24 protein-coding genes and 1 pseudogene are annotated in these 24,009 nt (G+C 73.0%); 7 read left to right on the top strand and 18 right to left on the bottom strand.

Annotated features, from left to right (window positions below):
- A complete protein-coding gene (locus ACF0H8_RS02670; protein ID WP_395287448.1) occupies positions 1-852 on the bottom strand; it encodes an aldo/keto reductase in 852 nt (283 codons plus the stop codon).
- Between the two features lie 60 nt (positions 853-912).
- On the bottom strand, positions 913-1,521 hold the full coding sequence (locus ACF0H8_RS02665; RefSeq protein WP_395287447.1) for a dihydrofolate reductase family protein: 609 nt from the start codon (positions 1,519-1,521) through the stop codon (positions 913-915).
- 463 nt (positions 1,522-1,984) lie between these two features.
- Between ACF0H8_RS02665 and ACF0H8_RS02660 the strand changes: the two genes are divergently transcribed.
- The 3 genes from ACF0H8_RS02660 to ACF0H8_RS02650 all read left to right on the top strand — a co-directional run bounded on the left by ACF0H8_RS02660 (position 1,985) and on the right by ACF0H8_RS02650 (position 4,964).
- Positions 1,985-3,085, top strand: a complete 1,101-nt coding sequence (locus ACF0H8_RS02660) for a dihydrofolate reductase family protein (protein ID WP_395287446.1) — start codon at positions 1,985-1,987, stop codon at positions 3,083-3,085.
- A 149-nt stretch (positions 3,086-3,234) separates the two neighbouring features.
- Positions 3,235-4,383, top strand: coding sequence for a zinc-dependent alcohol dehydrogenase (locus ACF0H8_RS02655; protein ID WP_395287445.1), 1,149 nt, complete (start codon positions 3,235-3,237; stop codon positions 4,381-4,383).
- A gap of 11 nt (positions 4,384-4,394) precedes the next feature.
- Positions 4,395-4,964 (top strand): hypothetical protein, encoded by a 570-nt coding sequence (locus tag ACF0H8_RS02650; protein WP_395287444.1) that lies wholly within the window; start codon positions 4,395-4,397, stop codon positions 4,962-4,964.
- Positions 4,965-5,006: 42 nt separating this feature from the next.
- Here ACF0H8_RS02650 and ACF0H8_RS02645 read toward each other — a convergent pair whose 3' ends face one another.
- The 4 genes from ACF0H8_RS02645 to ACF0H8_RS02630 form a co-directional block, all read right to left on the bottom strand.
- On the bottom strand, positions 5,007-5,303 hold the full coding sequence (locus tag ACF0H8_RS02645) for an antibiotic biosynthesis monooxygenase family protein (protein WP_395287443.1): 297 nt from the start codon (positions 5,301-5,303) through the stop codon (positions 5,007-5,009).
- A 77-nt stretch (positions 5,304-5,380) separates the two neighbouring features.
- Complete coding sequence (locus ACF0H8_RS02640) at positions 5,381-7,255, bottom strand: NHL domain-containing thioredoxin family protein (protein WP_395287442.1); 1,875 nt, start codon at positions 7,253-7,255, stop codon at positions 5,381-5,383.
- Between the two features lie 183 nt (positions 7,256-7,438).
- Positions 7,439-8,101, bottom strand: a complete 663-nt coding sequence (locus ACF0H8_RS02635) for an ABC transporter ATP-binding protein (protein ID WP_395287441.1) — start codon at positions 8,099-8,101, stop codon at positions 7,439-7,441.
- Positions 8,102-8,325: 224 nt separating this feature from the next.
- On the bottom strand, positions 8,326-9,069 hold the full coding sequence (locus ACF0H8_RS02630; protein ID WP_395287440.1) for a hypothetical protein: 744 nt from the start codon (positions 9,067-9,069) through the stop codon (positions 8,326-8,328).
- Positions 9,070-9,356: 287 nt separating this feature from the next.
- On the opposite strand from ACF0H8_RS02630, the gene ACF0H8_RS02625 reads away from it, so the two are divergent.
- Together ACF0H8_RS02625 and ACF0H8_RS02620 are read left to right on the top strand one after the other, a co-directional pair.
- Positions 9,357-9,554, top strand: a complete 198-nt coding sequence (locus tag ACF0H8_RS02625) for a hypothetical protein (protein ID WP_395287439.1) — start codon at positions 9,357-9,359, stop codon at positions 9,552-9,554.
- A 40-nt stretch (positions 9,555-9,594) separates the two neighbouring features.
- Complete coding sequence (locus ACF0H8_RS02620) at positions 9,595-10,020, top strand: hypothetical protein (RefSeq protein WP_395287438.1); 426 nt, start codon at positions 9,595-9,597, stop codon at positions 10,018-10,020.
- 125 nt (positions 10,021-10,145) lie between these two features.
- Here ACF0H8_RS02620 and ACF0H8_RS02615 read toward each other — a convergent pair whose 3' ends face one another.
- On the bottom strand, positions 10,146-10,556 hold the full coding sequence (locus tag ACF0H8_RS02615; RefSeq protein WP_395287437.1) for a hypothetical protein: 411 nt from the start codon (positions 10,554-10,556) through the stop codon (positions 10,146-10,148).
- Positions 10,557-10,581: 25 nt separating this feature from the next.
- On the bottom strand, positions 10,582-10,839 hold the full coding sequence (locus ACF0H8_RS02610) for a hypothetical protein (protein WP_395287436.1): 258 nt from the start codon (positions 10,837-10,839) through the stop codon (positions 10,582-10,584).
- A gap of 199 nt (positions 10,840-11,038) precedes the next feature.
- Between ACF0H8_RS02610 and ACF0H8_RS02605 the strand changes: the two genes are divergently transcribed.
- Together ACF0H8_RS02605 and ACF0H8_RS02600 are read left to right on the top strand one after the other, a co-directional pair.
- On the top strand, positions 11,039-11,884 hold the full coding sequence (locus ACF0H8_RS02605) for a TIGR02569 family protein (RefSeq protein WP_395287435.1): 846 nt from the start codon (positions 11,039-11,041) through the stop codon (positions 11,882-11,884).
- Between the two features lie 111 nt (positions 11,885-11,995).
- Positions 11,996-12,433, top strand: a complete 438-nt coding sequence (locus ACF0H8_RS02600) for an ATP-binding protein (protein WP_395287434.1) — start codon at positions 11,996-11,998, stop codon at positions 12,431-12,433.
- A gap of 13 nt (positions 12,434-12,446) precedes the next feature.
- Here the strand turns inward: ACF0H8_RS02600 and ACF0H8_RS02595 are convergent, their stop codons facing one another.
- From ACF0H8_RS02595 to ACF0H8_RS02550, 10 genes and pseudogenes are all read right to left on the bottom strand, one after another.
- Entirely contained in the window at positions 12,447-12,611 is a 165-nt protein-coding gene (locus ACF0H8_RS02595; RefSeq protein ID WP_395287433.1) for a hypothetical protein, read from the bottom strand.
- A 112-nt stretch (positions 12,612-12,723) separates the two neighbouring features.
- Positions 12,724-13,248, bottom strand: a complete 525-nt coding sequence (locus ACF0H8_RS02590; RefSeq protein ID WP_395287432.1) for a CarD family transcriptional regulator — start codon at positions 13,246-13,248, stop codon at positions 12,724-12,726.
- A 379-nt stretch (positions 13,249-13,627) separates the two neighbouring features.
- Positions 13,628-14,836 (bottom strand): sugar ABC transporter substrate-binding protein, encoded by a 1,209-nt coding sequence (locus tag ACF0H8_RS02585; RefSeq protein ID WP_395287431.1) that lies wholly within the window; start codon positions 14,834-14,836, stop codon positions 13,628-13,630.
- Positions 14,837-14,891: 55 nt separating this feature from the next.
- Complete coding sequence (locus ACF0H8_RS02580; protein WP_395287430.1) at positions 14,892-15,926, bottom strand: ABC transporter permease; 1,035 nt, start codon at positions 15,924-15,926, stop codon at positions 14,892-14,894.
- Positions 15,923-17,452, bottom strand: a complete 1,530-nt coding sequence (locus ACF0H8_RS02575; protein ID WP_395287429.1) for a sugar ABC transporter ATP-binding protein — start codon at positions 17,450-17,452, stop codon at positions 15,923-15,925. Before ACF0H8_RS02575 ends, ACF0H8_RS02580 begins: the two co-directional genes overlap by 4 nt.
- Positions 17,453-18,007: 555 nt before the next feature.
- Positions 18,008-19,090 (bottom strand): annotated as a pseudogene (locus tag ACF0H8_RS02570) (maleylacetate reductase); the annotation flags it as partial.
- 115 nt (positions 19,091-19,205) lie between these two features.
- A complete protein-coding gene (locus tag ACF0H8_RS02565; RefSeq protein WP_395287428.1) occupies positions 19,206-20,951 on the bottom strand; it encodes a CocE/NonD family hydrolase in 1,746 nt (581 codons plus the stop codon).
- A 24-nt stretch (positions 20,952-20,975) separates the two neighbouring features.
- Complete coding sequence (locus ACF0H8_RS02560) at positions 20,976-21,914, bottom strand: MBL fold metallo-hydrolase (RefSeq protein WP_395287427.1); 939 nt, start codon at positions 21,912-21,914, stop codon at positions 20,976-20,978.
- A 34-nt stretch (positions 21,915-21,948) separates the two neighbouring features.
- Positions 21,949-22,872 carry an alpha/beta hydrolase gene (locus ACF0H8_RS02555; RefSeq protein ID WP_395287426.1) on the bottom strand — a complete coding sequence of 308 codons (924 nt, stop codon included), beginning with the start codon at positions 22,870-22,872 and terminating at the stop codon, positions 21,949-21,951.
- Positions 22,873-22,876: 4 nt separating this feature from the next.
- Positions 22,877-23,989 carry an FAD-dependent oxidoreductase gene (locus ACF0H8_RS02550; protein ID WP_395287425.1) on the bottom strand — a complete coding sequence of 371 codons (1,113 nt, stop codon included), beginning with the start codon at positions 23,987-23,989 and terminating at the stop codon, positions 22,877-22,879.
- Positions 23,990-24,009: the final 20 nt, after the last annotated feature.

Here is a 24,009-nt window from a genome sequence, read left to right as displayed (position 1 = left end):
TCAGCGGTACTGCGAGAACGCCGCCTTCGCGGGGTCGGCGCCGGTGCGGTTGCCCGACTCCAGGGCGTCGATCTCGGCGACCTCCTCGGCGGTCAGCTCGAACCCGGCCAGGTCGATGTTCGCCCGGATGCGCTCGGGGGTCACCGACTTGGGGATGACGATCCGGCCTGCCTGCAGGTGCCAGCGCAGGACCACCTGGCCGGGCGTGACCCCGCGGTCCTCGGCGATGCGGGTCACGACCTCGTTGCCCAGGTCGGCGCCGCGCCCCAGCGGGGAGTATGCCTCGACGGCGATCCCCGCCTCGCGCGTCGCGGCCAGGGCGCCGCGCTGCTGGAAGGTGGGGTGGACCTCCACCTGGTTCACGGCGGGCACGACGTCGGTCTCGTCGAGCAGCCGGCGCAGGTGCTCGGGCAGGAAGTTCGACACGCCGATCGCCCGCACCGCGCCGTCGGCGAGGAGCTTCTCGAAGGCCCGCCACGTCTCGACGTAGAGGTCCTTGCTCGGCACCGGCCAGTGGACGAGGTAGAGGTCGACCACGTCCAGGCCCAGCGCCCGGCGGGAGTCGTCGAACGCCCGGAGGGCGCTGTCGTAGCCCTGGTCGCCGTTGCGCAGCTTGGTGGTGACGAAGAGCTCCTCGCGCGGCAGGCCGACGGCCTTGATCGCCGCGCCCACGCCGGCCTCGTTGTAGTAGGCCGCCGCGGTGTCGATGTGGCGGTAGCCCACCTCGATGGCGGCCTCGACGGTGGCCTGGGTGCTGTCCTCGGGGACCTGGAAGACGCCGAACCCCACCTGCGGGATCTGGACGCCGTTGTTGAGGGTGATGTTCGGGACGGTGTCGCTGTGCACGGTCATGGGACTTGTCTACCCCGACCCGCCCACAGGCCGCGCGCCCTGGGCGGGCCGGCGCCCCGGCTAGTAGGAGCCGGTGCGGACCTCGCCCGCCAGCTCGTACCTGGCATACACCGCTCCCGCCGCCGTGGTCTTGGACTCCACCATCCGCAGCCCGCGCGCCGGGCACCCGTCCGGGAACAGCCGCTTCCCGGACCCGACGACCACCGGGAACGTGATCAGCCGATACTCGTCGACGAGGTCGTGGGCCATGAGCGTCTGCACCAGCTGGGAGCTGCCCTGGATGAGGAGATTCCCGCCGTCCTGCTCCTTCAGCTCCCGCACCGCCTCCGGCACGTCGCCCTGGAGGACCGTGGTGTTCTGCCACGTCGGCTCGGTCAGCGTCGTGGAGGCGACGTACTTCGGCCAGTCGTTCAGCGCCGTCGCCACCGGGTCGTCCGGGTCGGCGTGCTGCGGCCAGTAGCCGGCGAAGATGTCGTAGGTTCGCCGGCCGAGCAGCAGTCCGCCCATCTCGGCGAACGTTCCGGTGACGATGCGGCCGAATTCCTCGTCCGCGAACGGGAACGTCCACCCGCCGTACTCGAACCCGCCGTCGGTGTCCTCCTCGGGGCCGCCGGGCGCCTGCATGACGCCGTCCAGGGTGAGGAACGCGGCCATGACCACCTTGCGCATGGGTACCTCCGTCGTCGTGGGATTGCAGGGCGGGCGGGCGCCTGCGCCGCCCGTTCAGCTCCAACGTCGAACGGCACTCGGGGATCTCGACATCATCGGCTCGTTGTCCGGCCCTGACGGCCGGATAGTGTCCGGAACCATGCACCGGAAGCGCACCTTCGACCCGAACCGTCACGAGCGGTTCGTCCGACCGGCGCCTCCCACCACTCGCGTCTCCGCCCCCGCGCCGGCTGTCGAGACCGGCCGTCCCCGTTCGACGTCTGGCCGTCCACCACGTCCGACCCGGAGCGACCCGTGCAGCACGCCACCACCCCGAAGCTGGTCGACCGGCTGCGCACCCACCTGACCGGCACCGTCCTGACCCCCGACGACCCCGACTTCGACCGGCTGCGCACCATCGTCACCCCCGTCTACGACGAGCGCCCGGCCCTCGTCCCGTCGCTCCCCGCCGCTGGCGGACCTCGTGCGCCCGGCGAGCTACGCCGAGATGTTCCCGCCCGAGGACGACAGCTACCGGCCGACCGCGGTGGCCCGGACGCTGTTCACCGACGAGCTCGACGAACCCCTCGCGGACGAGGTCGTGGCGGCGCTGGAGGCGTCGGACGCGCCGCTGCGGGTGGCGCAGCTGCGCGTGCTGGGCGGCGCCGTGGCGGAGGTGCCGGACGACGCCACGGCGTACGCCCACCGCCGCGCGCCGATCATGGCGAACGTCGCCGCCTTCTACGACGGCCCCGCCGACATGGGGCCGAAGGCGGCCTGGGTGGACGCCCTCGCCGCCCGGCTGGACCGGACCGGGGCCGCCTACGTGCATCGGGATCCCACGCGGCAGCCGGGAGCCCGCTGCTACGTTCGACCAGGGCGCCTCGACACCGCGACGGCGCCTGCTGCACCCGGCGCCCTCGCCGCGTCCAGGCGCCCTCGGTGCACGGGTGGGGACTCTGCGAAGGAGCAGCCGATGCGCAAGGTCGTCGTGGTCAACCACGTCTCGCTCGACGGGGTCATGCAGGCTCCGGCGTCCCCGGACGAGGACCGCCGCGGCGGGTTCGACCGGGGCGGCTGGGCGATGGCGAACGCGGACCAGGTCATGGGCGAGGCGATGGGCCGGGGCGTCGCCGAGGGCGGGGAGCTGCTGCTCGGGCGCCGCACCTACGAGTCGATGGCGGGCTACTGGCCGACGGCCCCGCCGGACGACCCGTACACCGCGGTGATGAACGAGTTCCCCAAGCACGTGGCGTCGACGACGCTGCGCGAGCCGCTCCCCTGGCGCAACTCGTCGCTGCTCCCGGGCGACGCCGTCGACGCGGTCGCCCGCCTCAAGGCCGCGGAGGGCAAGGACCTCGTGGTGCTCGGCAGCGGCGAGCTGGTGCAGTCCCTCATGCGGCGCCGCCTCGTCGACGAGTTCCTGCTGCTCGTCCACCCGCTCGTCCTGGGGTCGGGGCGGCGCCTGTTCCCCGACGGCGGGGCGCCCGCCGACCTGCGGCTCGCAGGGGCGACGACGACCACGACCGGCGTCATCATCGCCACGTACCGGCTCGCGCCCGCGGAACCAGCCACCGAGCCGTGACCGGCGTCGGCAGCGCGCTGCGACCTCGCGGCACCGGTGCGGTGCGTGCGCGAGGCCGCGCACCGCCCGTGGCACCGGCGCCTCGGAGCGCGGTGTGACGCCGATCATGTGATCCTGGCCGGGTTGCGCGGACGAACAGGGGCATTGCGATGCGAGCGATGGTCTACCGCGGGCCGTACAAGATCCGGGTCGAGGAGAAGGACATCCCGGCCATCGAGCATCCCAACGATGCCATCGTGCGGGTGACGCGTGCCGCGATCTGCGGCTCCGACCTGCACCTGTACCACGGCATGATGCCGGACACGCGGGTGGGGACGACGTTCGGGCACGAGTTCATCGGCGTCGTCGACCAGGTGGGGTCGTCGGTGCAGAACCTCAAGCCCGGCGACCGCGTGATGGTGCCCTTCAACATCTACTGCGGGTCCTGCTACTTCTGCGCCCGCGGCCTGTACGCCAACTGCCACAACGTCAACCCCAACGCCACCGCCGTCGGCGCCATCTACGGCTACTCCCACACCACCGGCGGCTACGACGGTGGCCAGGCCGAGTACGTCCGGGTGCCGTTCGCCGACGTGGGGCCGTCGATCATCCCGGACTGGATGGACGAGGAGGACGCCGTCCTCCTCACCGACGCCCTGGCCACCGGGTACTTCGGCGCCCAGCTCGGCGACATCGTCGAGGGCGACACCGTGGTGGTGTTCGGCGCGGGCCCTGTCGGGCTCTTCGCCGCGAAGTCGTCCTGGCTCATGGGCGCCGGGCGGGTCATCGTCATCGACCACCTGGAGTACCGGCTGGAGAAGGCGCGCACCTTCGCGCACGCCGAGACGTACAACTTCGCCGAGCACGACGACATCGTCGTGCACATGAAGAAGATCACCGACCACCTGGGCGCCGACGTCGCCATCGACGCCGTGGGCGCGGAGGCGGACGGCAACTTCCTCCAGCACGTGACCGCCGCCAAGCTCAAGCTCCAGGGCGGCTCCCCCGTGGCGCTCAACTGGGCCATCGACTCGGTCCGCAAGGGCGGCACGGTCTCGGTGATGGGCGCCTACGGGCCCATCTTCAACGCCGTGAAGTTCGGCGACGCCCTGAACAAGGGCCTGACGCTCCGGATGAACCAGGCCCACGTCAAGCGGCAGTGGCCGCGCCTGTTCGAGCACATCAAGAACGGCTACCTCAGGCCCAGCGACATCGTCACGCACCGCATCCCGCTGGAGCACATCGCCGAGGGGTACCACATCTTCTCCGCCAAGCTGGACGGCTGCATCAAGCCGCTCATCGTCCCGGACGCAGCCTGAAGGAGCGCGCCATGGCCTACACCGCCGACAGGCCCGCCCTCGCTCCCTCGCGCGAGGAGCTGCGCGCGAGGATCCCGGGCTGGGGCGCGGACCTCGATCCCAAGGACCGCCCGTCGGTGCCCAGGGAGCAGTTCCTGCCCACCGGCGCCCACTGGGACTTCCCCGAGCGGCAGGAGGAGAAGTGGCCGCGCGAGCGGTCCATCGAGCACAAGTTCCTCACCCCCGTCTTCGGCACCTCCACCCCGCCCAAGGGCCTGTCGGGGGTCATCCGGAAGTACGCCTACGCCCGCTACAGCGAGGGCCGCGCGGCGCACTGGCTGCTGCTCATCGCGGCCGACCGGGTCGACGCCGTCGAGAGCCACCTCCGCTCCTTCGCCACCCTGCACCCCGACAACCCCGTCACGGAGACCGGCGTGCTGAGCGAGCTCAAGCACCATCCGGTCGCCTCCCGGCTCGGGCAGAAGCGCGCCGATGTGAACCACCAGTGGCTGGACCCCTTGATCATCGCCGGGCCGTGGGTGGCGGCCGGGGCGCTGGGCGTGACCGCGCTGCGGCGCCTGGGCCGGCGACGGCGCAGCTGACGTCGCGGCGGGGACCCCGGCCTGCTTGACCCCGGAGCCGGCTCACCAGCTTCGCGCCACCGCCCAGTGCGTCATCGACACCGCCTCCGGGTCGAGCATGGCCTCGAAGGCGCTCGTGCTCGGATGGCCGACGAACGCGGCGAAGGCGGCGTGCGCCGCGTCCGCGCTCTCGAACCGCACGATGTCGAGCCACGAGCCGTCCGGCCCGCGCAGCAGCTCGCGGCCGACGAACCCCGGCTGCGTCGCGAGGAACCCTGTCTGCGTCTCCTCCGCGGCCGCGAGGAAGGCGTCCTCGTCCGCGCCCGGCACGAGCCGGAACTGCGAGACCTCGACGATCATCGCCGATCAGCTCCCCCGCAGGCGACAGGCCGACACTACCGCTGGCCGGGCCGGCGGAACGGGCTTTCGCCGGCAACTCAGCCGTGCAGCGGCAGCACGAGCTCCGCCGGACCGCCCTCGACCACCCGCACCGGGATGCCCCAGTCCTGGGAGGCGAGGTGGCAGGCGGGGAACTCCACCGCCGGGTCCGCGTCGCAGGAGGCCGCCTTGGCGGTCACCGACAGCACGGTGTCCGCCTCCTCCCCTCCCGGCCCCGCGCCCGGCGCGAGGGTGATCACGCGCTCGAGGTCGGTCCCCGCGCCGGCGCCGTCCAGCAGCGCCCCGGGCTTGGACGCCGCGACCTCGAGCTGGGTGGAGGGGCCGAACCGCTGGTCGAGCTTCTGCCCGGTGGGCGGGGTGAACACCACGCGCAGGGTGAAGGTGGGCGCCACCTCGGTGACCGGCCGGCGGGTGCGGTGGGCGCCGCCGTCGTGCCGGCGCCCCTTCTCCCCCAGCGCCAGCCGGGTGAGGCGGTGCGCGGCGGACTCCACGACGAGCAGGTGGGTGCCGCCGTCGACCACCACGAGCCCGGACGGCTCGGCCAGGCCGCTCGCGAGGGTGGAGACCTCCCCGGTGGCCGGGTCGTAGACGCGCACGGCGCCGTTGTAGGTGTCGGCCACGGCGACGGTGCCGTCCGGCAGCGTGGCCACGCCCAGGGGGTGCTGCAGCAGGGCCTCGGCGGCGGCGCCGTCACGGTGCCCGAAGTCGAACAGGCCCTGCCCGACGGCGGTGCGGACCGCGCCGTCGAACCGGCCGGTGAGGTTCACCCGGCGCAGCGCCGAGGTCTCGGAGTCGGCGAGCCAGATTCCCTCGCCGTCGACGGCCAGGCCAGAGGGCTGGGCGAACCAGGCCTGCCGCAGCTCGCCGTCCACCAGACCCTCGTGCATCGTGCCGGCGAGGTGCCGCAGCGCCCCCTCGACCGGGTCGAAGGCCCACAGGGTGTGGTTGCCGGCCATCGCCACGACGAACGCGCCGGCGGTCTCGGACCAGGCGACCTCCCACGGGGAGCTGATCCGCAGCGCGAGCGGGTCGTAGCCCTCGCCGTTGTCGGGGCCGCCGACCAGGTACTGCCGGCCGGTGCCGGCGAGGGTGGACACGCGCCCGTCCGTCAGGCGCACGCCCCGCAGCAGGTGGTTGACGGTGTCGGCGACGACGACGTCGTAGCCGAGCCGCTCCCGCAGCCCCTCCGGCACGAGCGCGAGGCCGTTGGGCTCGCTGAAGCGCGCGACGTCGGGCGCGCCGTCCGCGCGGCCGCGCTCGCCGGTGCCGATCGCCCGCACGAGCGTCTCGCCGTCGGGGGCGAGCTCGGCGAGGCGGTGGTGGCCGGCGTCCGCCACGAGCAGGTTGCCGCCGGGCAGCTGGACCGCCTTGGCGGGGAAGCGCAGGGTGGTCGACGGCGGCTCGGGCGCCACGTACGGGCCCTCGCCCCGGTGCAGGGTGCCCGCGGTCTCGTGCTCGGCGACGAGCTCCTGGACGAGGATCTCCAGGTTGGCGGCGTGCCCCTCCCCGGCCATCGTGGCGACGATGTAGCCCTGCGGGTCCACGACGACCAGGGTGGGCCAGGCGCGGGCGGTGTAGGCGGACCAGGTGACGAGCTTGGGGTCGTCCAGGACCGGGTGGGCGACGCCGTAGCGCTGCACCGCCGCCGCGAGCGCGTCCGGGTCGGCCTCGTGGACGAACTTGGGCGAGTGCACCCCGACGATGACCAGGACGTCGCGGTAGCGCTCCTCCAGCTCGCGCAGCTCGTCCAGGACGTGCAGGCAGTTGATGCAGCAGAAGGTCCAGAAGTCGAGCACGACGATCTTGCCGCGCAGGTCCGCCAGGCTGACCTCCTTGCCGCCGGTGTTGAGCCAGCCGCGGCCGGTGAGCTCGGCGGCGCGGACCCGGGGGGCGCGGGTGGTGTTCGTCGTCATGCGGCCATCGTCGCGCGCCGGGCGCGTTCGGTGCGACGACGGGACGGAACGCGCTCACCATGCGGACGCGTCGGGACCACTCCGGTCGTGGCGGCGTGCCCGCGTGACCGCCGCGGCAGGCTCGGGCCCCGCGCGAAGGGAGCGCCGTCCGGCTCGGGCGCGCCGGCCGGGGCGACGTCCGGCTCAGGCGACCCGCGCCAGGGCCCCCTCGCGGAGCCGGCCGCCGTGCAGGGTCAAGACCCGCTCGGCCCGTGCCGCGATCCGCTCGTGGCGGGTGGTGACCACGAGGGTCAGCGCCCGCTCGCGGCGCAGGCGCTCGAGCAGCGTCATGACGTCCTCGGTGGGCTCCTCGACGACGAGCAGCCGGGGCTCCGGTGCGAGCGCCCGCGCGAGGGCGACCCGCTGGCGATCCCCCTTGGACAGCCTCGCCGGCGTACGGTCGGACCGGTCGACGAGCCCCACGGCGGCGAGCGCGGCTACGGCCCAGGGCCGCCGTGAGACCGCCGCCACGCCCAGCCGCGCGAGGCTGACCTCGGCGTTCTCCGTGAGCGTGAGCGCGTCACGCAGGTCCGGCGGGTCGCGGACGACCCCGATCTCCCGGGCCCGGACCTGCGCCAGACGTTTGTCGGTCATGGCGGCGAGGTCCTCACCCCCGAGCTTCACCGAACCCGACGCGGGGCGCTCGAGCCCGGCCAGGATCTTCACCAGGGCCGACCTTCCGGCCCCCGCGGGGCCGTTCACGGCCACGTACTGCCCCGCCGGGAGGTGCAGGGTGACGTTCTCGAGCACGGGAACCCGCCGGCCCCCGTCGTTGCGGGCCTGGGTCACGCCATCCAGATCGAACACGACAGCCACTCCTGATCGAAGGTCCTACGGTGGCGCGAGACCGGGGCGGCTGCTCGACCGTTCGGGCGCCACCTGCTGGGCGGAGCTGACCCGGCGGCACCGATGGCCGGACGGGCATCCAGAAGGCCCTGAGGCGTTGAGTGGGACAAGCCAACACGGCGTGTGCCGCGCGCGCAACAGGTGATCGGCGAAGTGCCCGAAGGCTGGTGCACGCGGGGTGACGCTCAGCCGCCGGAGGGCCGGCGGTGGGGAGCCTCCGGTGACCCCTCCGCCGGGCGCACCTCACGGGCGGAGGCGTGCCTGACGCCGATCACCGGCGCCAGCACCACCAGGGCCGCGGCGGCGAGCACGTGCCAGGCGGCGTGCCCCTGCCACGGGCTCTCCGGGAAGCACAGCGGCCCACCGGCCCGGGACAGGGTCCCGATCGACGCCCCCAGGACCAGCAGCGCCAGGGAGCAGCCGATCCGGCGCCGGAGGCGCGGGACCGCCCGGGCGCGGGAGGCGGCGAGGGCCACGGCGGCTGCGGCGACCCCGGCCTGGGCCAGGTCCCCGGCCCGCGGCGCGGCGACGATGAGCGGGGTGAGGGCGGCCGTGGGCGCCGCCCACCCCCACCACCGCCGCGCCCGGCCCGTCAGGTCGGCCACGCAGTCGGCGGCCACGAACGTGAGCGTGGCGAGCAGGGGCAGGTCGTGGGCGAGGTCCGACCACGCCGGGTCGGGCCCGTGCTGCACGACGGACCCCAGCCCGATCCCCGCGACGAGCGCCGCGTAGCCGCGCAGGTCGCCCTCCACGGCTCGGGCGTCACCGGTGGGGCCGCGGCGGTGGACCGCCAGGATCGCCGCGGCCGCCGCGACGAACGCCAGGCTGGACGCCGTGGCCACCGGCTCGGCGATCAGGCTCCCGGTCACGGCCTCGCAGCCCGGCCCGGCCGTCGCCGCCGGCGGGTGTGACGACGTCAGCGCCACCATGCGTCCCACGATCCGCCGTCGCTCCCGGACTGGGCAACCCCGCGGGCGGGGTCCGGCGGCGCCTGTGCGGTGGCCCGTCAGGGCGGCGGCTGCCCGGCCGGGCGGTGCAGGTGCGCCGACCAGCCGCTCAGGTGGTCGTGCGAGCTCTGGTTGCGCAGACGCGGCCGTCGGCCGCGATCTGCCGGGCGAGGTCCGACCATCTCGTCCCGCGCCCGCGGGCCTTGCCAGTGGCCGACGCCTCCCCGAGACTCGTGGTGCTGCCGGTTGCTGCCACGGAGGTGGTTCACATGAGCACGCCCGACCCGGACGAGGCCATGGGGATGGCGAACGATCCGTACACGGAGGAGGAAGCGTCCGGGACCGGGGCGTCGCCGGAAGGTGGCACAGCGGCGGACGCCGCCACCTCCGCCGTCGGGACGGGGGCAGAGAGTTCCGGCGGCGCCGTGGGCGCCGGAGAGGGCGGCGAGGAGGCAGAGGACCGGTAGCGCCGACCAGGGCTCCACGGCGGGTGGTGGCAGGAGGAGCATGGCCGCGAGCGGCAGTCTTCCGCGGGACCTCGGGTCGTCGCGCCGGCTCGTCGGGGGCTACCTGACGCTCGTCGCCATGGACGTCGCCGGGGGTGCGCTCGCCGTCGCCGGCGGCGTGAACGACGGCCTGGACGCCTGGGGCCCGGACGCGAGGCTGGCGGCGCCCTGGCAGATGATCGCCGCGCAGGGCGTGCTGACCGCCCTGGCGGTGAGCCCGCGGCGGCGCGTGGCGGTCGGCGGGTCCGCCGGGCTCGCCGCCGCCTGCCTGGTCAGCGCGGTCTCGGGGTTCTTCGACGGCGCCTTCGCCGCGGACGAGCTCTCCCGCGGCCAGGTCGCCTTCCAGGTGGGGCTGGTCACCGGGACCGCGCTCGTCGGGGCCCTCGCGGGGGCGCGCGCCGCCGGGCTGCTGCGGGCCGCGCCGTAACGGGCCCACGCGGCTGGGAGCGGGAGTCCGAGCACACCATCAGGCCGGGGCGCGGCTGAGGGTGCAGCCGCCGGGCGCACCGGCGCGCCCCTGCTCACCGATGGCGCCCGGAGGCCCCGGGCGGCTCAGGCGAGCAGAAGCCCCACACCGAGCGTCACCGTGGCGAGGGCGAGCGCGAGGCCGCCCACGTACACCAGCGAGATCACGCCGTTCGGGCGGTCGGCCCGGGCCGGGACGACGGAGAGGAAGAAGCCAAGCGGCATGAGGATCGGCGCGACGGCGAAGCCCACGCGCACGAGCATCTTCAGGCCGTCGGAGAGGGCGGCCTGATCCACCAGCAACATCCCGACCAGCGCCAGGACGATCCAGACGCCGGCGTGGGCGTGCCCGGCGCGGAAGAGGTTCTGGCGGACCGGGTTGTCCATGTACCCGGGGTCCCGGCGCTTGATCATGCTCAGGAGCGCGAGCCCGCCGATCTCGACAGTGGGCAAGGCGATGAGGAGGATCGCGGCGGTGGTGAGGGAGGCGGTCGACATCTCTCGGCCCTCTCTTCGACGGGCGCTAGGTTCGTTCGGCGACGTGCAGCCGCCGCACCGTCAGGTCGTCCACCTCCAGCCGCTTGATCCGCAGGTGCCGGACCACCGCCCGGCGCACGGCGAGGCTCCAGACGGCGACGAAGCCCGTCGCGACCGCGCCGCCGGCGGCGGCGAGGACGGCCGCGGCGGCGATGCTGGTGGCACCCGTCGCCCCTGCGGCGGCGGCGGTGGCGGGCACCGGCCGGGGACGGCGCCCGGCGGCACGCTTCTCCTGACGTGTCACGACTCCTCCAACCCCCGGCCGCTGCTCGGGCGCGGCGTGGCTCCGGGTCGGTCCGTGGCCGGGGGCGGCCCCCCTGCCTACGCTGTCCATGGTGACCCGTGCACCTCCGGGCGGGGGGCGAAATGCGAAGCGACATGTCGGGCATCCGCACGCCGGACCACCGGGTCTTCATCAGCTCGACGATGCGCGAGCTGGCGTGATGCCCGGCCGACCCCGGCCGGCCGGCCGACCCGGCGCGGCCGTGCTCGAGGCGTTCGGTGCGCCTGCCGAGCCGGTCCCGCTGCGGGGCGGGAAGGGCACCGCCTGGCGCGCCGGCGGGATCGTGCTCAAGCCCCTCGACATGCCCGCCGAGGCGCTCGAGTGGCAGGCAGGGGTCCTCGCCGACGTCGACCGGGCCGACGACGTGCGGGTCGCGCCTCCGCTGCGCGCGCGGGACGGCCGGCTGGTCGTCGACGGCTGGACCGGCTGGCGGTTCGAGCGCGGGGCCCTCGCGGCGGGGCGGTGGCTCGACGTCATGGCCGCCGGCCGGGCCTTCCACGGCCACCTCCGCGGGCACTCGCGGCCGGAGTTCCTCGACCGGCGCGACGACCCGTGGGCAGTGGCGGACCGCGTGGCCTGGGGCGAGGACGCGTTCCACGCCGGCGCGGGCCTCCCGCACGTCGGCGCCCTGCTCGCCGCCCGCCGCCCTGTGACGGCGCCGCCCCAGCTCGTCCACGGCGACCTCACCGACAACGTGCACTTCGCCCCCGGCCTGCCGCCCGTGGTACTCGACTTCTCTCCCTGCTGGCGCCCGATCGCCTACGCCTCGGCCGTCGTGGTGGCCGACGCCGTGGTATTCCGCGGCGCGGCACCCGGCCTGATCTGGCGGGCCGCGGCACGCGAGGGCGCAGAATTTCCGCAGCTCCTCGTCAGGGCCCTGCTGTTCCGGGCGGTCGGCGACCAGCTCCTCGCGCCGGACAAGGTGCCCACGTGGGTCGAGATGTTCGCGCCCGCGGTCCGCGCCGCCGTCGACCTCGCGGGTGCGGTGCCGGCCGCAGGGCCGTGAGGCACCGGGGCGCGGCGCTCGGACGTGGAGTCGACCGGTGGCCCCCGGACTGCGGTTGCCGGGTGCCGCGCCGCCCGCGAGCATGGCCGCACAGTCAACCGAGGGAGTCCCGTGACATCGGGTTTGCAGTCTGAGTCGACCTACCCGCCGGAGGAGTTCGAGCCGGTGGCACGCTGGGTGCTCGACGCGCCGGAGCAGCTGGCCGGCCTTCGGGCCGGGCTCACGGAGAAGCTTGCGGAGGCCGGCACGCACTACACGGACGGGCTGACCGGGGTGGCCGACAAGATGGTCCTCGTGGCCACCGAGCTGGCGACCAACGCGATCGTGCACGCCCTGCCGCCCACGGTGGTCCAGCTGCTGAAGACCGAGGACGAGTTCGTGCTCGACGTCGTCGACCACACCCCCGACGAGGTCCCCGAGCTCTCGCTCGGCCGCCCCGCCGGTGAGGGCGGGCTCGGGCTTCAGATCGCGCTGCGCATGGCGCTGGACGTGGGGTGGTTCACCGAGGGGTCGGCGAAGCACGTGTGGGCGCGCTTCGAGCGACAGTGAGCCGGCGGGTGGGCTACCGCGGGATCGGCGCGCGGCGCCGGAGGGGGCGCAGCGGCAGGATGACGTAGACGGCGATCGCCAGGTAGCCGAGCACGGTGGCCAGCGGCACGAACAGCCCGAGCACGATCACCGCCACGTAGCCGGCCAGCTCCGGCGTGAGCCGCCTGGTCAGGATCATCACGTGCGCCTCCCGGCGGAAGGCGCCCGCCGCCGGCGGGCGCCCCCGCGGGTCGGTCAGCGCGAGTGAGGAACGAGCGAGCCGAGCCCTCACGCGCGCGGCGCGGCCCCGGTCAGCCTGCGGCGGCGAGCTCGCAGTCGAGGGACGGCCTCTCGCCGTCGACGATCGCCGCCTCGAGGATGCGCTCGGCCTCCTCGGCGGCGACGGCCAGTGCGAGCGCGAGCTCGGCGACCAGGGGCCGCTGGGCGTCCTTCAGCAGGTCCTTCTCCCCCATCGACAACCCGTGGGCCTGCCGCCGCCGGGTCAGGTCCCTGACGACCCCGGCGGTGACGAGCACGTCTCCGGCCCGGAGCTTCTCGTGGTTGTCCTTGAACCGGCGCGACCACCCCTGCTCCTCGTGACCGGTGGGCGCGCACAGCACGTCGAACAGGTCCCGGAGCCTGTCGACGTCGAGGAGCGGCCGCACTCCGAGGTCCTCGGCGTTGGCGACCGGAACGCCGATCTCCAGCTTGCTGTGGTGGACCTGCAGCCGGAGGTAGCGCGCCGGGACGTTCCTGACGAACCTCGTCGAGATCTCTGTGACGGTGGACGGCCCGTGGTGCGGGTGGACGACGATCTGCCCCTGGGAGAACTTCATCTCGTGAACCTTCGGTGTGTGTGCGCGGTCGCCACACTCGGCCGCGCACGCCGGACGCGGCCAGGCGCGAGCGGCCGTCCCACCGTGCGCGCCGCCGCAGCGGCACCCCGACGGGAGCGCGGGGGCACTCGCACCCACCCCTGATGGGTGCGCCCGACCCCCGCGAGCCAGCCCTCCCATTGTCCCATCGGTGGTTCGCACGTCTCCGGGGTGATCTGCGTCACACGGCTAAGAAGGGCCCGTCCCGCACCCCGGTCGGGAGCCGCGCGAGCGGCGAACGGGAGGCACGCAACGCCGGCTGGGCGCTGGCGCCGCACTGCCGCCCCGGCAGGCGGGGCGGCAGCGGATCAGGCGACCGGTTCTGAGGGCGAGGCGGTGCTCAGCTCACGCCCCACAGCTGCTTGAAGCCCTCCTTGTAGTCGTTGGCGCCGTACCAGGACCCCGAGGACTCACCCTCCGCGGTGAGGTCCAGCTCGTCGACGTTCTCGGCGGTGAAGAGCCGCTTGTAGGGGAAGGCGAGGTTCTGGACGCTCGGGCTGCCGGACATCATGCGGAGCACCTGGTCCGCGCCGTACCACCCGAGGGCGTCGAGGTTGACGCCGGAGGCGCCGGCCACGAAGCGGCCCTCGCCGAGCATCTGCAGGACGGCGAGGGTGCCGTCCCCGCTGATGATCTTCACACCGTCGGTCTTTCCCGCGGACTGCAGACCCTGGACCGTGGGCTGGACGGTGACGTCGAACTCGGCCTGGACGTGCGTGATGTCGGGGTCGCGCACCATTGCGGAGCTGACCAGGCTCGGGAGCTTCTGCAGCTGTCCGGTGTTCGTCTCGATCACGGTGACCTTGCAGTCGGGGCAGCTCTTCTCGTACTCGGCGAGCGCGCCCTCATCCATCCACAGGGTCGTGGCGGGGGTGTCGGTCACCTTGATGACCAGGACGTTGGCCTTCCCGGCGGAGTCGGCGATGACCCACTTCGCGTTGATCGCCTGGATCGCGACGTTGTCCGGCGTCAGGTAGGCGACCTTGTCGGGCTCGCCGGGTCCGGCCGGGGCGACGAGCATGTAGAGGAGCGGGATGCCGGCGTCGCGCACCTGCTGGAACGCGACGGAGGCGAGGTCGTCGGGGATCGAGCCGGAGACCACGGCGTCGGCCTTGGCGTCGATCGCCTGGGTGAGGCAGCCCGCCATGGAGGACGGGCTGGCCTGCCCGTCGCACACCTGGACGTCCACGCCCGCGGTGGCGAGCGCCTCAGCCATCGCGTCACCCACGAGGTGGAACAAGGGGATCTTGTAGTTGGCGGGGACGTAGTAGACGGTCTTTCCCTTGAGGCTGGACAAGTCCCCGAGCTCGGGACCGGGCGGGGTGAACTCCTCTACCGCGGCAGAGGCTTCCGCGACCGCCTCCTCGGCGGACGCGACGGCGGGGTCGGCGGACGCGACGGCGGGGTCGGCGGTGGCGCTGGCGCTCGCCGAGGAGCTGGGGGCCTGCGAGGCGCCGGTCGCCTCGGTCGTCCCGCTGCTGCAGCTGGCGAGGAGCAGCGCCGAGGCGGCCGCCACGCTCCCCCAGAGGACCCTGACGGATTTCTTCATGTGGACCATTTCCGTTCTCGTTGGAGGAATTGATGGAGGGGCCAGCGGGTGGCGGTCAGCCGCGCACGCGTCGCTGGAGGAGGAAGGACACGGTGACGGCGACGACCAGCGCGATGCCGTAGAAGACGTTGGTGACCCAGCCGGCCATGCCGAGGAGCTGGAGGCCGAAGACGCCCGTGAGGAGGAAGTACACGGCGATGAACATCCCCACCGGGTTGAACCGGCCGGGCACCACGGCAACAGTGCCGAGGAACACGCTGGCGAACGTCGGCATGAGGTTCGTCTCCGCCGTCGCCGGGTCGAAGCCGCCCAGCCCGGCGGCGATGACGACGCCACCCACCCCGCAGATCAGCGCCGACGTCATGTAGGCGCCCACGCGGACCTTGGTGACCGGGATGCCGGCCAGCCGAGCCACCTCCCGGTTGGAGCCGACGAAGAGGATGTGCCGGCCCAGCGGGGTGGCGCCCATCATGTAGGCGAACGCCGCCACGAGGATCGCGCCGTACCAGAAGATCAGCGGCAGGCCGAGGAACCGGTCGAGGGCGATGGCCGACAGCGCCGCGTCCATGCCGCTGACCGAGGTCTCCTTGGAGATGAAGTAGGCGCCGCCGCCCGCCACGCTGCCGATGCCGAGCGTGACGATGACAGAGTTGATGCCCACGAGAACCACGAGGACGGCGTTGATCGCCCCGATCACCCCGGCGATCACGATCGCCGCCGCGGCCGCGGCCGGGAACGACCAGCCGTGCAGCATGACGAGCGCGGGGACCGTCGTTGCGGCCAGGCCGAAGATCGACGCGAAGGAGAGGTCGAACTCCCCGACGGCCATCGTGCACACGAGCGCCAGCCCGAGGAAGACCAGCGGGGTCTGCGAGCCGAGCACGGCCCGAAGCGCCTCGGCGCCGCTGACCTCGCCGGGCAGCAGCACGGTGAACAGGCCGACCATCGCCAGCCAGATGAGGACGAGCCCGTAACGCTGGAGCACCACGCGCCCCGTGCGCTGCAGCAGGCCCGGTGCGGCGCCCGAGCGCGAACCCCGATGCGGGACTCCGGCGCGCTCCGACGTGGGGGAAGTCGATGTCGTGGTCATGCCGCGCCTCCTGCGACGGGGGTGAAGATGGCGTTGAGGACCGCCTCGGGGGTGAGCGGGCCGGTGAGCTCCCGCGCGACGACCCCGTCGACGAGGACGAGGACCCGGTCGCACACGGCGGCGAGGTCGTCGACCTCGGCCGAGCACAGCAGGATCGCCGTGCCCTGGTGGGCCGCCTTCCGAGTCGCCTCGAGGATGGCGGCGCGGGCGCCGACGTCCACCGCCTGGGTGGGGTCGTCGAGGATGAGCAGCTTGGGCCCGCCGAGGAGCCACTTGCCCATCAGGACCTTCTGCTGGTTGCCGCCGCTGAGGGTCGCGACGACGGCGTCCCGCTTGCGGGGCAGGACGCCGAAGGTGTCGAGGACGCTGTCGGTCTCGGTGTGACGCCACCGACGGCCCGTCCACCATGGGGACCCGCGGGTGGTGAGGTGCGGGGCGGTGATGTTCTCCTCGACGGTCAGCGCCAGCGCCAGGCCCTGACCGGCGCGGTCCTGTGGGATGAGGGCGACGCCGGCGTTCAGGAAGTCGCTCACGCGCGCCCGGGAAAGGTCGAGGGCGGCGCCGTCGACCGCGATGCGCCCCTCCCCCGGCCGGGCACCGCCGAGCAGCGCGGAGACGTCGAGCAGGCCCGAGTCCACTGCCCCCGTCACCCCGACGACCTCGCCGCGGGAGAGCCGGGCCGTGAAGTTCTCCAAACGCCCGCCCGAGACACCCTGGATCTCGATCTCGCCGGGCGCAAGCTTGGGCGGCCGCGCCTCGACGAGGTTGTCCAGCGCTCCCTCGCGGCCAAGCAGGAGCCGGGTCAGCGCCGCCTCGTCCAGGTCGGCGGTCGGGACGCCGGTCTCGACGACGCGGCCGTTGCGCAGGACGGTGACGCGGTCGGTGACCGCCAGGACCTCCTTGAGGTTGTGGCTGACCAGGAGGACGGACGTGCCCTGGTCCGCGAGGAGCCGGATCATCTCGTAGAACGCCGGCAGCGCCTCGCGCGGGATCGCCCGGGAGGACTCGTCGAAGACGACGATGCCCGAGCCCTCGGCCCGGTCCTGCAGGGCCCGGGCCACCGCGACGGCCACGCGCTCGCTCGGCGTCAGGGACGCGACCTTGGCCTCCGGGTCGATCTGGATGCCGAGGAAGTCGAAGGTCTGGCGGACGGCGTCGCGGTCTCGGGCCTTGTCGATCCAGCGCGAGATCCGGCGGGTCGCGTGCCGCCCGACGCGGACGTTCTCCCGCACGCTGAGATCGGCCACGAGGCCGAGGTCCTGGTGCACGAAGGCCAGGCCCTGCTGGTGCAGCTGGCCGGGATGGACCGGCGGTCCCACCCGGGCCCCGTCGACCAGCACGTCGCCGCCCGGGTCGGCCCGGTAGACGCCGCTGATGAGCTTGATCAGCGTCGACTTCCCGGAGCCGTTCTGCCCGACCAGCGCGTGGATCTCACCCGGGGCGATGCTCATGGACGCTCGGTCCAGCACCGTCACCCCCGCGAAGGTCTTGGACAGGTCGCGCACCTCGAGACGCGGGGCGCTCATCGCACGCCTCCGGCACGGGCGCGTGTCGCGGCCGATCGACCGCCGCGCCTGGGTCGTGGGGGGAACAGCAACAGCACGCACCTCCTTGTGTGGCCGAACGAGGCGCGGCTCTTCGTCGAGTGACGCGCTTCTCGTTCGGGACAGTTGTAGCAGTCACTTGACAACGCGTCTAGTGGCTTGGCGTCACGGATGAGTCACGTGCAGGTTGTATGTCGAGAGAAGTTGTCCTGGGCGGGAAGTTCGCTGCGACGGCTGCCCGCGAAGTCGGTGGCACCGCTCGACGGGGCAGGGTGGGACGGCGCCTGGCAGCGCCCGGCTACGACGCACTGCGCGCGCTGGGCGTGACGGCCGCGGGGGCAGGGCGTGCGCGGCGCGGGCACCCGGATCGCGCCACAACTGGTGCTGGAGTGACTGCGGGCAGCGGCGTCCGCGCAGGTCGCCGTTCGCCGCGATGTCCCACGCGCCCCAGTTGTGGCGCGATCCGCTGGCCCAGCGGTGCTCCTCCCCGGTGAGGTGGCGGCTCAGCGCACCCCCCTGCAGCCCGGCAGTGGGGGTGGGGGTGGCGCCGGTGAGGGCGTCGGTCAGCAGGGTGGTGACGTTGGCCTCGGTGACCGGCACGGGGTTGGACGGCGGGGCGGCCTTGAGCACCCGGGCCACGGCCTCCGGGAGGTCGCCCGCGGTCAGCCCGTGGTCGGCCAGGCGGCGCGGGGCGTCGAGCACCTCGCGCAGGTGGTTGAGCGCGGCCACGGCCGCGGCGGCCGGGTCCGCCCCCGGCTCCACGGCGGCGCCCAGCGCCGCGGCCAGCCGGCCGGCGAGCTCGGGGACGGCGGGGGCGTTCAGCGCCAGGACGTAGGGCAGCACGGTGGCGTGGGTCTCGGCGTGCGGGAGGTCGAAGGTACCGCCGAGGACGTGGCAGATCTTGTGGTGCAGGCCTGACCCGGCGGAGGCGAAGGCCACCGCGGCGAGGTAGCAGCCGTACAGCGCCTGCTCCCGCGCGAAAAGGTCCTTCGGGTCACGGACGATCCCGGGCAGGGCCAGCGCCAGAGCGCGGGTCCCCTCGAGCGCCAGCGCCTGGTTGATCGGGTCCGCCCGCGGCGCCCACAGGGAGTCCACGCAGTGCGCCAGGCCGTTCAGGCCGGACGCCACGGACAGACCCACCGGCAGCGAGAGCGTCAGGGTCGCGTCGTAGATGACCGTGGTCGGCAGGACCCGGTCGTCCACGCCGGTGGTCTTGGTCCGATGCTCCGTCATCCCCCACACGTTCGTGGCCTCCGACCCGGCGTAGGTAGTCGGCACCGCGACGATCGGGATGCCGGTGGTCAGCGCGACCGCCTTGGCCAGGCCGGTGGTCGAGCCGCCGCCCACGCAGACGAGAAGGTCGACCCCGTGCGCGGCGGCCACCGCACGGGCGGCCTCGGCCTTCTCCACCGGCACGTGCCGGACCACGTCGTCGAACCAGACCGCCGGCTCGATGTCGCCACACACCTGCTCGGCGACGGCCCGCTCCCGCTCGGGGGTCACCACCATCACCCGGCGCGCGCCCCGCCGCCGCACCTCCGCGGCGAGGTGCTCGGCGCCCCTCCCGGCGCCGAACAGCACCCGCTGGCCCAGCGTCGTGTGGTCGAAGGTCATGGTCATGGCCTTGCTTCCTTACGTCTGCGCTGGACAACCTCCGGCCGTGACGTTCAGGGGCATCCTCGACGTCACGGCCGGTGGTCCTTGCCATTCTCATGGCGCCAGGCAGTCGACGAGGCTACTTCTTCTCCGCCGCCTTGCGCATCGTGAACGGCAGCACGAGCCGGGACGGGTGGGCGGCGTCGCGGTAGATCTTGTGGGTGACGGGCCGGCCCACCGGCAGGTGGAAGGCGTCCGGCGGTAGCAGCGAGTTGTGGGCGTCGGCCAGCGGCTCGTCGTTGGACAGCTCCACCACCAGGCGGTGCCCCGGCCTGAACGTGTTCGCGAACGGGTAGAGGCGCAGCACGTACTCCTCGATCTTCCCCGGCTCCACCGGCACGGCACGGGTGTGCGGGTGGTACGGGTTGCCCTCGGTCGTGCGGTCGTCCAGCTCGCGGTGCGAGGCCTTGAGGAAGCCGGTGGTGATCAGCTGCCGGGTCCCGTTCGGGGCGGCGTCCCACAGCCGCATGATGAAGTTGGTGTCCTCGGCGTCGATCTCTGCGAACAGGTGCGCGGCACCGGTGCCGATCAGCTCCGTGGGCTCTTCGAACGGCTCGGTGCTCCAGCTCAGGATCTCCACCTTGTCGGTCACCGTCAGCGGCGCCTGGTAGAAGCCGTCCGGGGCGGCGTGCTCGGGGCCCATCGGCTCGGGCTCCGAGGAGAGCTTGTGGCGCGGGCGCAGGTACAGCGACGTGTACTCGATGTCCTTCGGCGGCCACTGCTCCGCGGTGACCACCTCGCGCGAGCCCTCCACGAAGACGCTCACGGCCGGCTCGTCCATGACGCCGTTGTCGACGCCCTTGAGCCAGTACTCGTACCAGCGGAACATCTTGTCGTGCTCCTCGACCCAGGGGCGCGACTGCATCGGAGGGTAGGAGCCGATGTCCAGCTTCTTGGGACCCTTCAGCACGTTGAACAGCTCGATGTGGCCGTCCACGGTCCAGCCGCGTCCCTGGTCGATCTGGAGATAGACCGGGATCTCGATGTTCCTGGCGAGGTTGACCGGGTTGCGCTCCTCGTACCACTGCCCGTCCAGCTCGTTCATGACGATGTCGAACCACGCCTCGTGGTGCTTCGGGTAGTGAAGCAGGTGGACCAGGTTCGGCCACGCGGCCACGTCCGGGTCCTGCAGGCGCTCGGCGACGCGCTCCTTGATCTCCTCCGGGGAGAACGTCTCCAGCATGCGGGACTTGATGCGGTCCGTGAACGCCCAGCCGGAGTCGCCACCGCGTCCCTCGCGGGCGGCGCGCGGCATGAACCACATGACACCGCCGTGGTAGGTGGTCTCGTAGAAGTCGTAGTGACCGCCGGAGATGAAGATCGCCTTGAGGTGCGGCGGACGCTCGGCGGCGGCGAAGATCTGCATCGAGCCGAAGTACGAGATGCCGATCATGCCGACGTTGCCGTCGCACCACGGCTGCTCGGCGACCCACTCGATGAAGTCGTAGGCGTCCTGGCCCAGTGGCACGCCGCCGGCGTTGTAGTTGCCGATGTGCTCGCCCTCGGAGTCGCCGGAGCCGCGGAGGTCACCGATGACGTGGGCGTAGTCCTCGGCGACCACGCGCGCGATGTCCCCGGCCTCGATGCAGCCGTCCCACATCGGGGAGGGCCGTCGCTGGGGCGGGGTGGTCAGCGCGAGGGCCTGCAGCTCCTTGCCGTACGGGCTCAGGGCCACCAGCGCCGGGCGCGGCCTTTCCTCGACGCCGTGGTAGACGTCGGCGGCCAGCGCGACGCCGTCGCGCATCGGGACCCGCAGATCCTTGCGGACGGCGATCGTCTGCCTACCGGCCCGCAGTCGTTGGATGTCAACGTGGATCTCAACCATGAACGCTTGGCTCCTTGTCGTTCTTCACAGCTTCTCGGCGAGCTGCTCGCGGTAGCCGTGCAGCGTCGTGAAGAACGGCGACGGCTCGAGCGTGGGGTCGCCCTGGTAGCCGAGCTCCTCGGCGACACGGGCGAAGGGTGAGTAGGCCGAGTCGGTCTCCTGCAGCCCCTCCTGCAGGTACCGGTGGGCGGCGTCGGCGACCCGTGCCTCGATGTCCAGGCTGTGCTCGAGGGCCTCCTGCGCCTGCTCGCGGTCGAGCTCGACGCCGTACGGGACCCCGTCCGGGCGGCGGTACGGGTGGCCCAGGTACAGGTGCCGCGGACGCAGGTCGCGCAGGTGCGCCAGGCTCGCCCGGTAGGAGCTCGGGTCCTCGAAGCCGGGGAAGCCGTTCGCGGCGCCGTGGACCTGCACGGCGTCACCGACGAACACGTCGTCCTGGCCGTCGATGACGTAGGCGACGGACCCGGCCGTGTGGCCCGGGATGGCGTGCACCGACACCGTGACGCCGCCTCCCAGGGAGAACGTCTCGCCGCCACGGACGAGCACGGTCGGTTCCATCTCCCCGGAGATGACCTGCGCGGCCGTCGCGGTCTGCTTGGCCTCGCCCTCCGGGTCGTGCAGGTACCGCTGGCGCACGTCCAGGTACTGCTGGACGTGCGCGCGCCGCGACCGCAGCAGGTGCGCGTCCGCCTCGTGGATCACGACCTGCGCGCGCCGGCCCGTCAGCTCCCACAGGGCGTGCGCCCCGCCGAGGTGGTCGATGTGGCCGTGGGTCAGCAGGATCCACCGGACGTCCTCGATGCGGCGGCCGAGGGCCTCCAGCGCGGGAGCCATGCCCTCCGCGGGGGAGGAGGCGATCCCGGTGTCGACGATTGCGGGCTCGGGAGCGTCGATGAAGAAGCTGTACAGCCCGAAACGGCCCCACGGGGACACCAGGGGGTGGACAGGTACGTGGTGCGTCATGGCTCTCTTCTCACGTGGGCCGGGGCCCGGCAGGTCAACGCCGGCCGAGGAACGCGGCGGTGTCCTCGAAGGTCCGGTAGTAGTCCGGGATCCAGGAGAAGTTCTGCACGAACCCGTGGTTGGCGCCCGCGTACCGGCTGACCGTCGCGTCCACTCCCGCCTCGCGCAGCCGCCGGCCGTACAGCTCGCCCTCGTCGCGCAGCGGGTCGTGCTCCGCCGTGACGATGAGGGCCGGCGGCAGGCCGGAGAGGTCCTCGCGCTTGATGGGGGAGACGCGCGGGTCCGCCGGGTCCGCCCCGCTGTCGATGTAGAAGGCGTTGAAGGGCTTGAGCCCGGCCGTCTCGAGGCCGTACCCCTGCGCGTTCTCCCGCAGGGAGGCGTAGCGGTCGACGTCGAAGTCGAGGTCCAGCGACGGGTAGAACAACACCTGGTGGGTGATGCGGTCGAACCCCTCGTCGTGGGCCATCGCGGCGACGGCGGCGGCGAAGGTGCCGCCCGAGCTGTCGCCGGCGATCGCCAGGGTCGAGGCGTCCCACCCCAGGCTGTCGCCGTTCTCCGCGGCCCAGCGGACCACGCCGTAGCAGTCCTCGAGACCGGCCGGGAAGGCCGCCTCAGGTGCCCGGCGGTAGCCGACCGAGACGACCTTGAGCCCGGTCTCCTTGGCCAGCGACCGCGCGACGTGGTCGTGCGTGTCCAGGCTGCCGAGGAAGAACGCGCCGCCGTGGAAGTACACGAGCAGGCCGTACGAGTCGGCCTGGACCGGGGTGTAGATGCGCACGGGCACCTCACCCGCCGGAGTCTGCGCGGTCAGGTCCTCGACCGCGAGGAGCGGCAGCCGCTCCTCCGGCGGGGGAACCATCGCCTCCTCGCCGGCGCGCAGGACCGCCGGGTCGATCGGACCCGGGGGCGGCGCCGGCAGGTTGGCGACGATCTTGGCGATCTCGGGGTGCAGCGCCATGGCGTCAGGCCTCCTGCTGGGCTCGGGGCTTCTGACCGGGGAAGACGTCGTTGAGCTCGTCCTCGGTCCAGCCCTGGCGCGAGATGCGCTGCAGCTCGTCGGTCACCGGCTTGCGGGTCGCCTGGTAGGACGCCAGCGCGTCCTTGACGGACCCGGCCTGCGCGAGGGCGTCGGCGAGGGCGCCGGCGTCCTCGATGGCCGAGTTCGCGCCCTGGCCCTGGTGGTGCAGCATCGAGTGGGCCGCGTCGCCCAGGAGGACGACGGAGTCCGAGTGCCACGTGTCGACCGGGTCGATGTCGTAGACGGCGCGGACGTTGACGGTGTCCATGTCGAGGTTGCGCGCGATGTTGACGATCCGCTCGTCGAAGCCCTCCACGGTCTTCAGGAGGTCGTCCTTCGTGATCTTGGGCGCCCAGGTGCTGTCCGGGCACAGGGCGGTGATGTCGAACGACATCTGGTTGCGGTGGCGAAGCGGCAGCAGGTAGACCTTCGTGCCCTTGCCGATGTACATCCGGAGGTTGTCGTCGACGACCATCCCGTACGCGTCGTCGGACGAGATCACCGCGCGGTAGGCGTGCTCACCGGAGAACACCGGGCCCTTGTCGCTGAACAGCTGCTTGCGCACCACCGACTTGATGCCGTCGGCCCCGACGACCAGGTCGGCCTCGACGGTCTCACCGCCTACGAACGTCAGGACGGAGTGGTCGCCCTTGTCCTCGACGGTCTCCAGCTTGTGACCAAGGTGCACCATCCCCTCGGGGAGCACGCCCAGGAGAGCGTGAATGAAGTCCCCGCGGTGGATCAGGTAGGTCTTGGTCTCCTCGCCGAACTCCGGCCAGGTGTCCTTCATGATCGGGTCACCGGTGGCGCTGAGGATCTCGAAGTAGTCGCTCGGCGAGCTCACCTCCGCGATCGCGTCGAAGATGCCCCACTGGCGGAACCGGTGCATGGTGGCAGGACGCAGGCCGATGCCGGCGCCTACCTCGCCGGTCTGGGTTGCCTGCTCGTACACACTGACGTTCGCGCCGAGCAGGCTGAGGGCCTTCGCCGCGGCCGCGCCGCCGTACCCGGCGCCGACGATGGCGACGTTCACGTTCTTCAGGTCTGAGGTGTTCACGGGAGCTGCCTTTCGAGGGG

The organism is Georgenia sp. AZ-5 (assembly GCF_043952095.1).
In the GTDB taxonomy this organism is placed as follows: domain Bacteria; phylum Actinomycetota; class Actinomycetes; order Actinomycetales; family Actinomycetaceae; genus Georgenia.
This window is presented reverse-complemented; position numbering and strand designations above follow the sequence as displayed.

What these genes read in the sequence shown, in the direction of transcription:
- ACF0H8_RS02670 (WP_395287448.1), bottom strand. Translation starts at nt 852, where the DNA reads ATGACCGTGCACAGCGACACCGTCCCGAACATCACCCTCAACAACGGC.
- ACF0H8_RS02665 (WP_395287447.1), bottom strand. Translation starts at nt 1,521, where the DNA reads ATGCGCAAGGTGGTCATGGCCGCGTTCCTCACCCTGGACGGCGTCATG.
- ACF0H8_RS02655 (WP_395287445.1), top strand. Translation starts at nt 3,235, where the DNA reads ATGCGAGCGATGGTCTACCGCGGGCCGTACAAGATCCGGGTCGAGGAG.
- ACF0H8_RS02650 (WP_395287444.1), top strand. Translation starts at nt 4,395, where the DNA reads ATGGCCTACACCGCCGACAGGCCCGCCCTCGCTCCCTCGCGCGAGGAG.
- ACF0H8_RS02645 (WP_395287443.1), bottom strand. Translation starts at nt 5,303, where the DNA reads ATGATCGTCGAGGTCTCGCAGTTCCGGCTCGTGCCGGGCGCGGACGAG.
- ACF0H8_RS02640 (WP_395287442.1), bottom strand. Translation starts at nt 7,255, where the DNA reads ATGACGACGAACACCACCCGCGCCCCCCGGGTCCGCGCCGCCGAGCTC.
- ACF0H8_RS02630 (WP_395287440.1), bottom strand. Translation starts at nt 9,069, where the DNA reads ATGGTGGCGCTGACGTCGTCACACCCGCCGGCGGCGACGGCCGGGCCG.
- ACF0H8_RS02625 (WP_395287439.1), top strand. Translation starts at nt 9,357, where the DNA reads ATGAGCACGCCCGACCCGGACGAGGCCATGGGGATGGCGAACGATCCG.
- ACF0H8_RS02620 (WP_395287438.1), top strand. Translation starts at nt 9,595, where the DNA reads ATGGCCGCGAGCGGCAGTCTTCCGCGGGACCTCGGGTCGTCGCGCCGG.
- ACF0H8_RS02615 (WP_395287437.1), bottom strand. Translation starts at nt 10,556, where the DNA reads ATGTCGACCGCCTCCCTCACCACCGCCGCGATCCTCCTCATCGCCTTG.
- ACF0H8_RS02605 (WP_395287435.1), top strand. Translation starts at nt 11,039, where the DNA reads ATGCCCGGCCGACCCCGGCCGGCCGGCCGACCCGGCGCGGCCGTGCTC.
- ACF0H8_RS02595 (WP_395287433.1), bottom strand. Translation starts at nt 12,611, where the DNA reads ATGATCCTGACCAGGCGGCTCACGCCGGAGCTGGCCGGCTACGTGGCG.
- ACF0H8_RS02590 (WP_395287432.1), bottom strand. Translation starts at nt 13,248, where the DNA reads ATGAAGTTCTCCCAGGGGCAGATCGTCGTCCACCCGCACCACGGGCCG.
- ACF0H8_RS02585 (WP_395287431.1), bottom strand. Translation starts at nt 14,836, where the DNA reads ATGAAGAAATCCGTCAGGGTCCTCTGGGGGAGCGTGGCGGCCGCCTCG.
- ACF0H8_RS02580 (WP_395287430.1), bottom strand. Translation starts at nt 15,926, where the DNA reads ATGACCACGACATCGACTTCCCCCACGTCGGAGCGCGCCGGAGTCCCG.
- ACF0H8_RS02575 (WP_395287429.1), bottom strand. Translation starts at nt 17,452, where the DNA reads ATGAGCGCCCCGCGTCTCGAGGTGCGCGACCTGTCCAAGACCTTCGCG.
- ACF0H8_RS02565 (WP_395287428.1), bottom strand. Translation starts at nt 20,951, where the DNA reads ATGGTTGAGATCCACGTTGACATCCAACGACTGCGGGCCGGTAGGCAG.
- ACF0H8_RS02560 (WP_395287427.1), bottom strand. Translation starts at nt 21,914, where the DNA reads ATGACGCACCACGTACCTGTCCACCCCCTGGTGTCCCCGTGGGGCCGT.
- ACF0H8_RS02555 (WP_395287426.1), bottom strand. Translation starts at nt 22,872, where the DNA reads ATGGCGCTGCACCCCGAGATCGCCAAGATCGTCGCCAACCTGCCGGCG.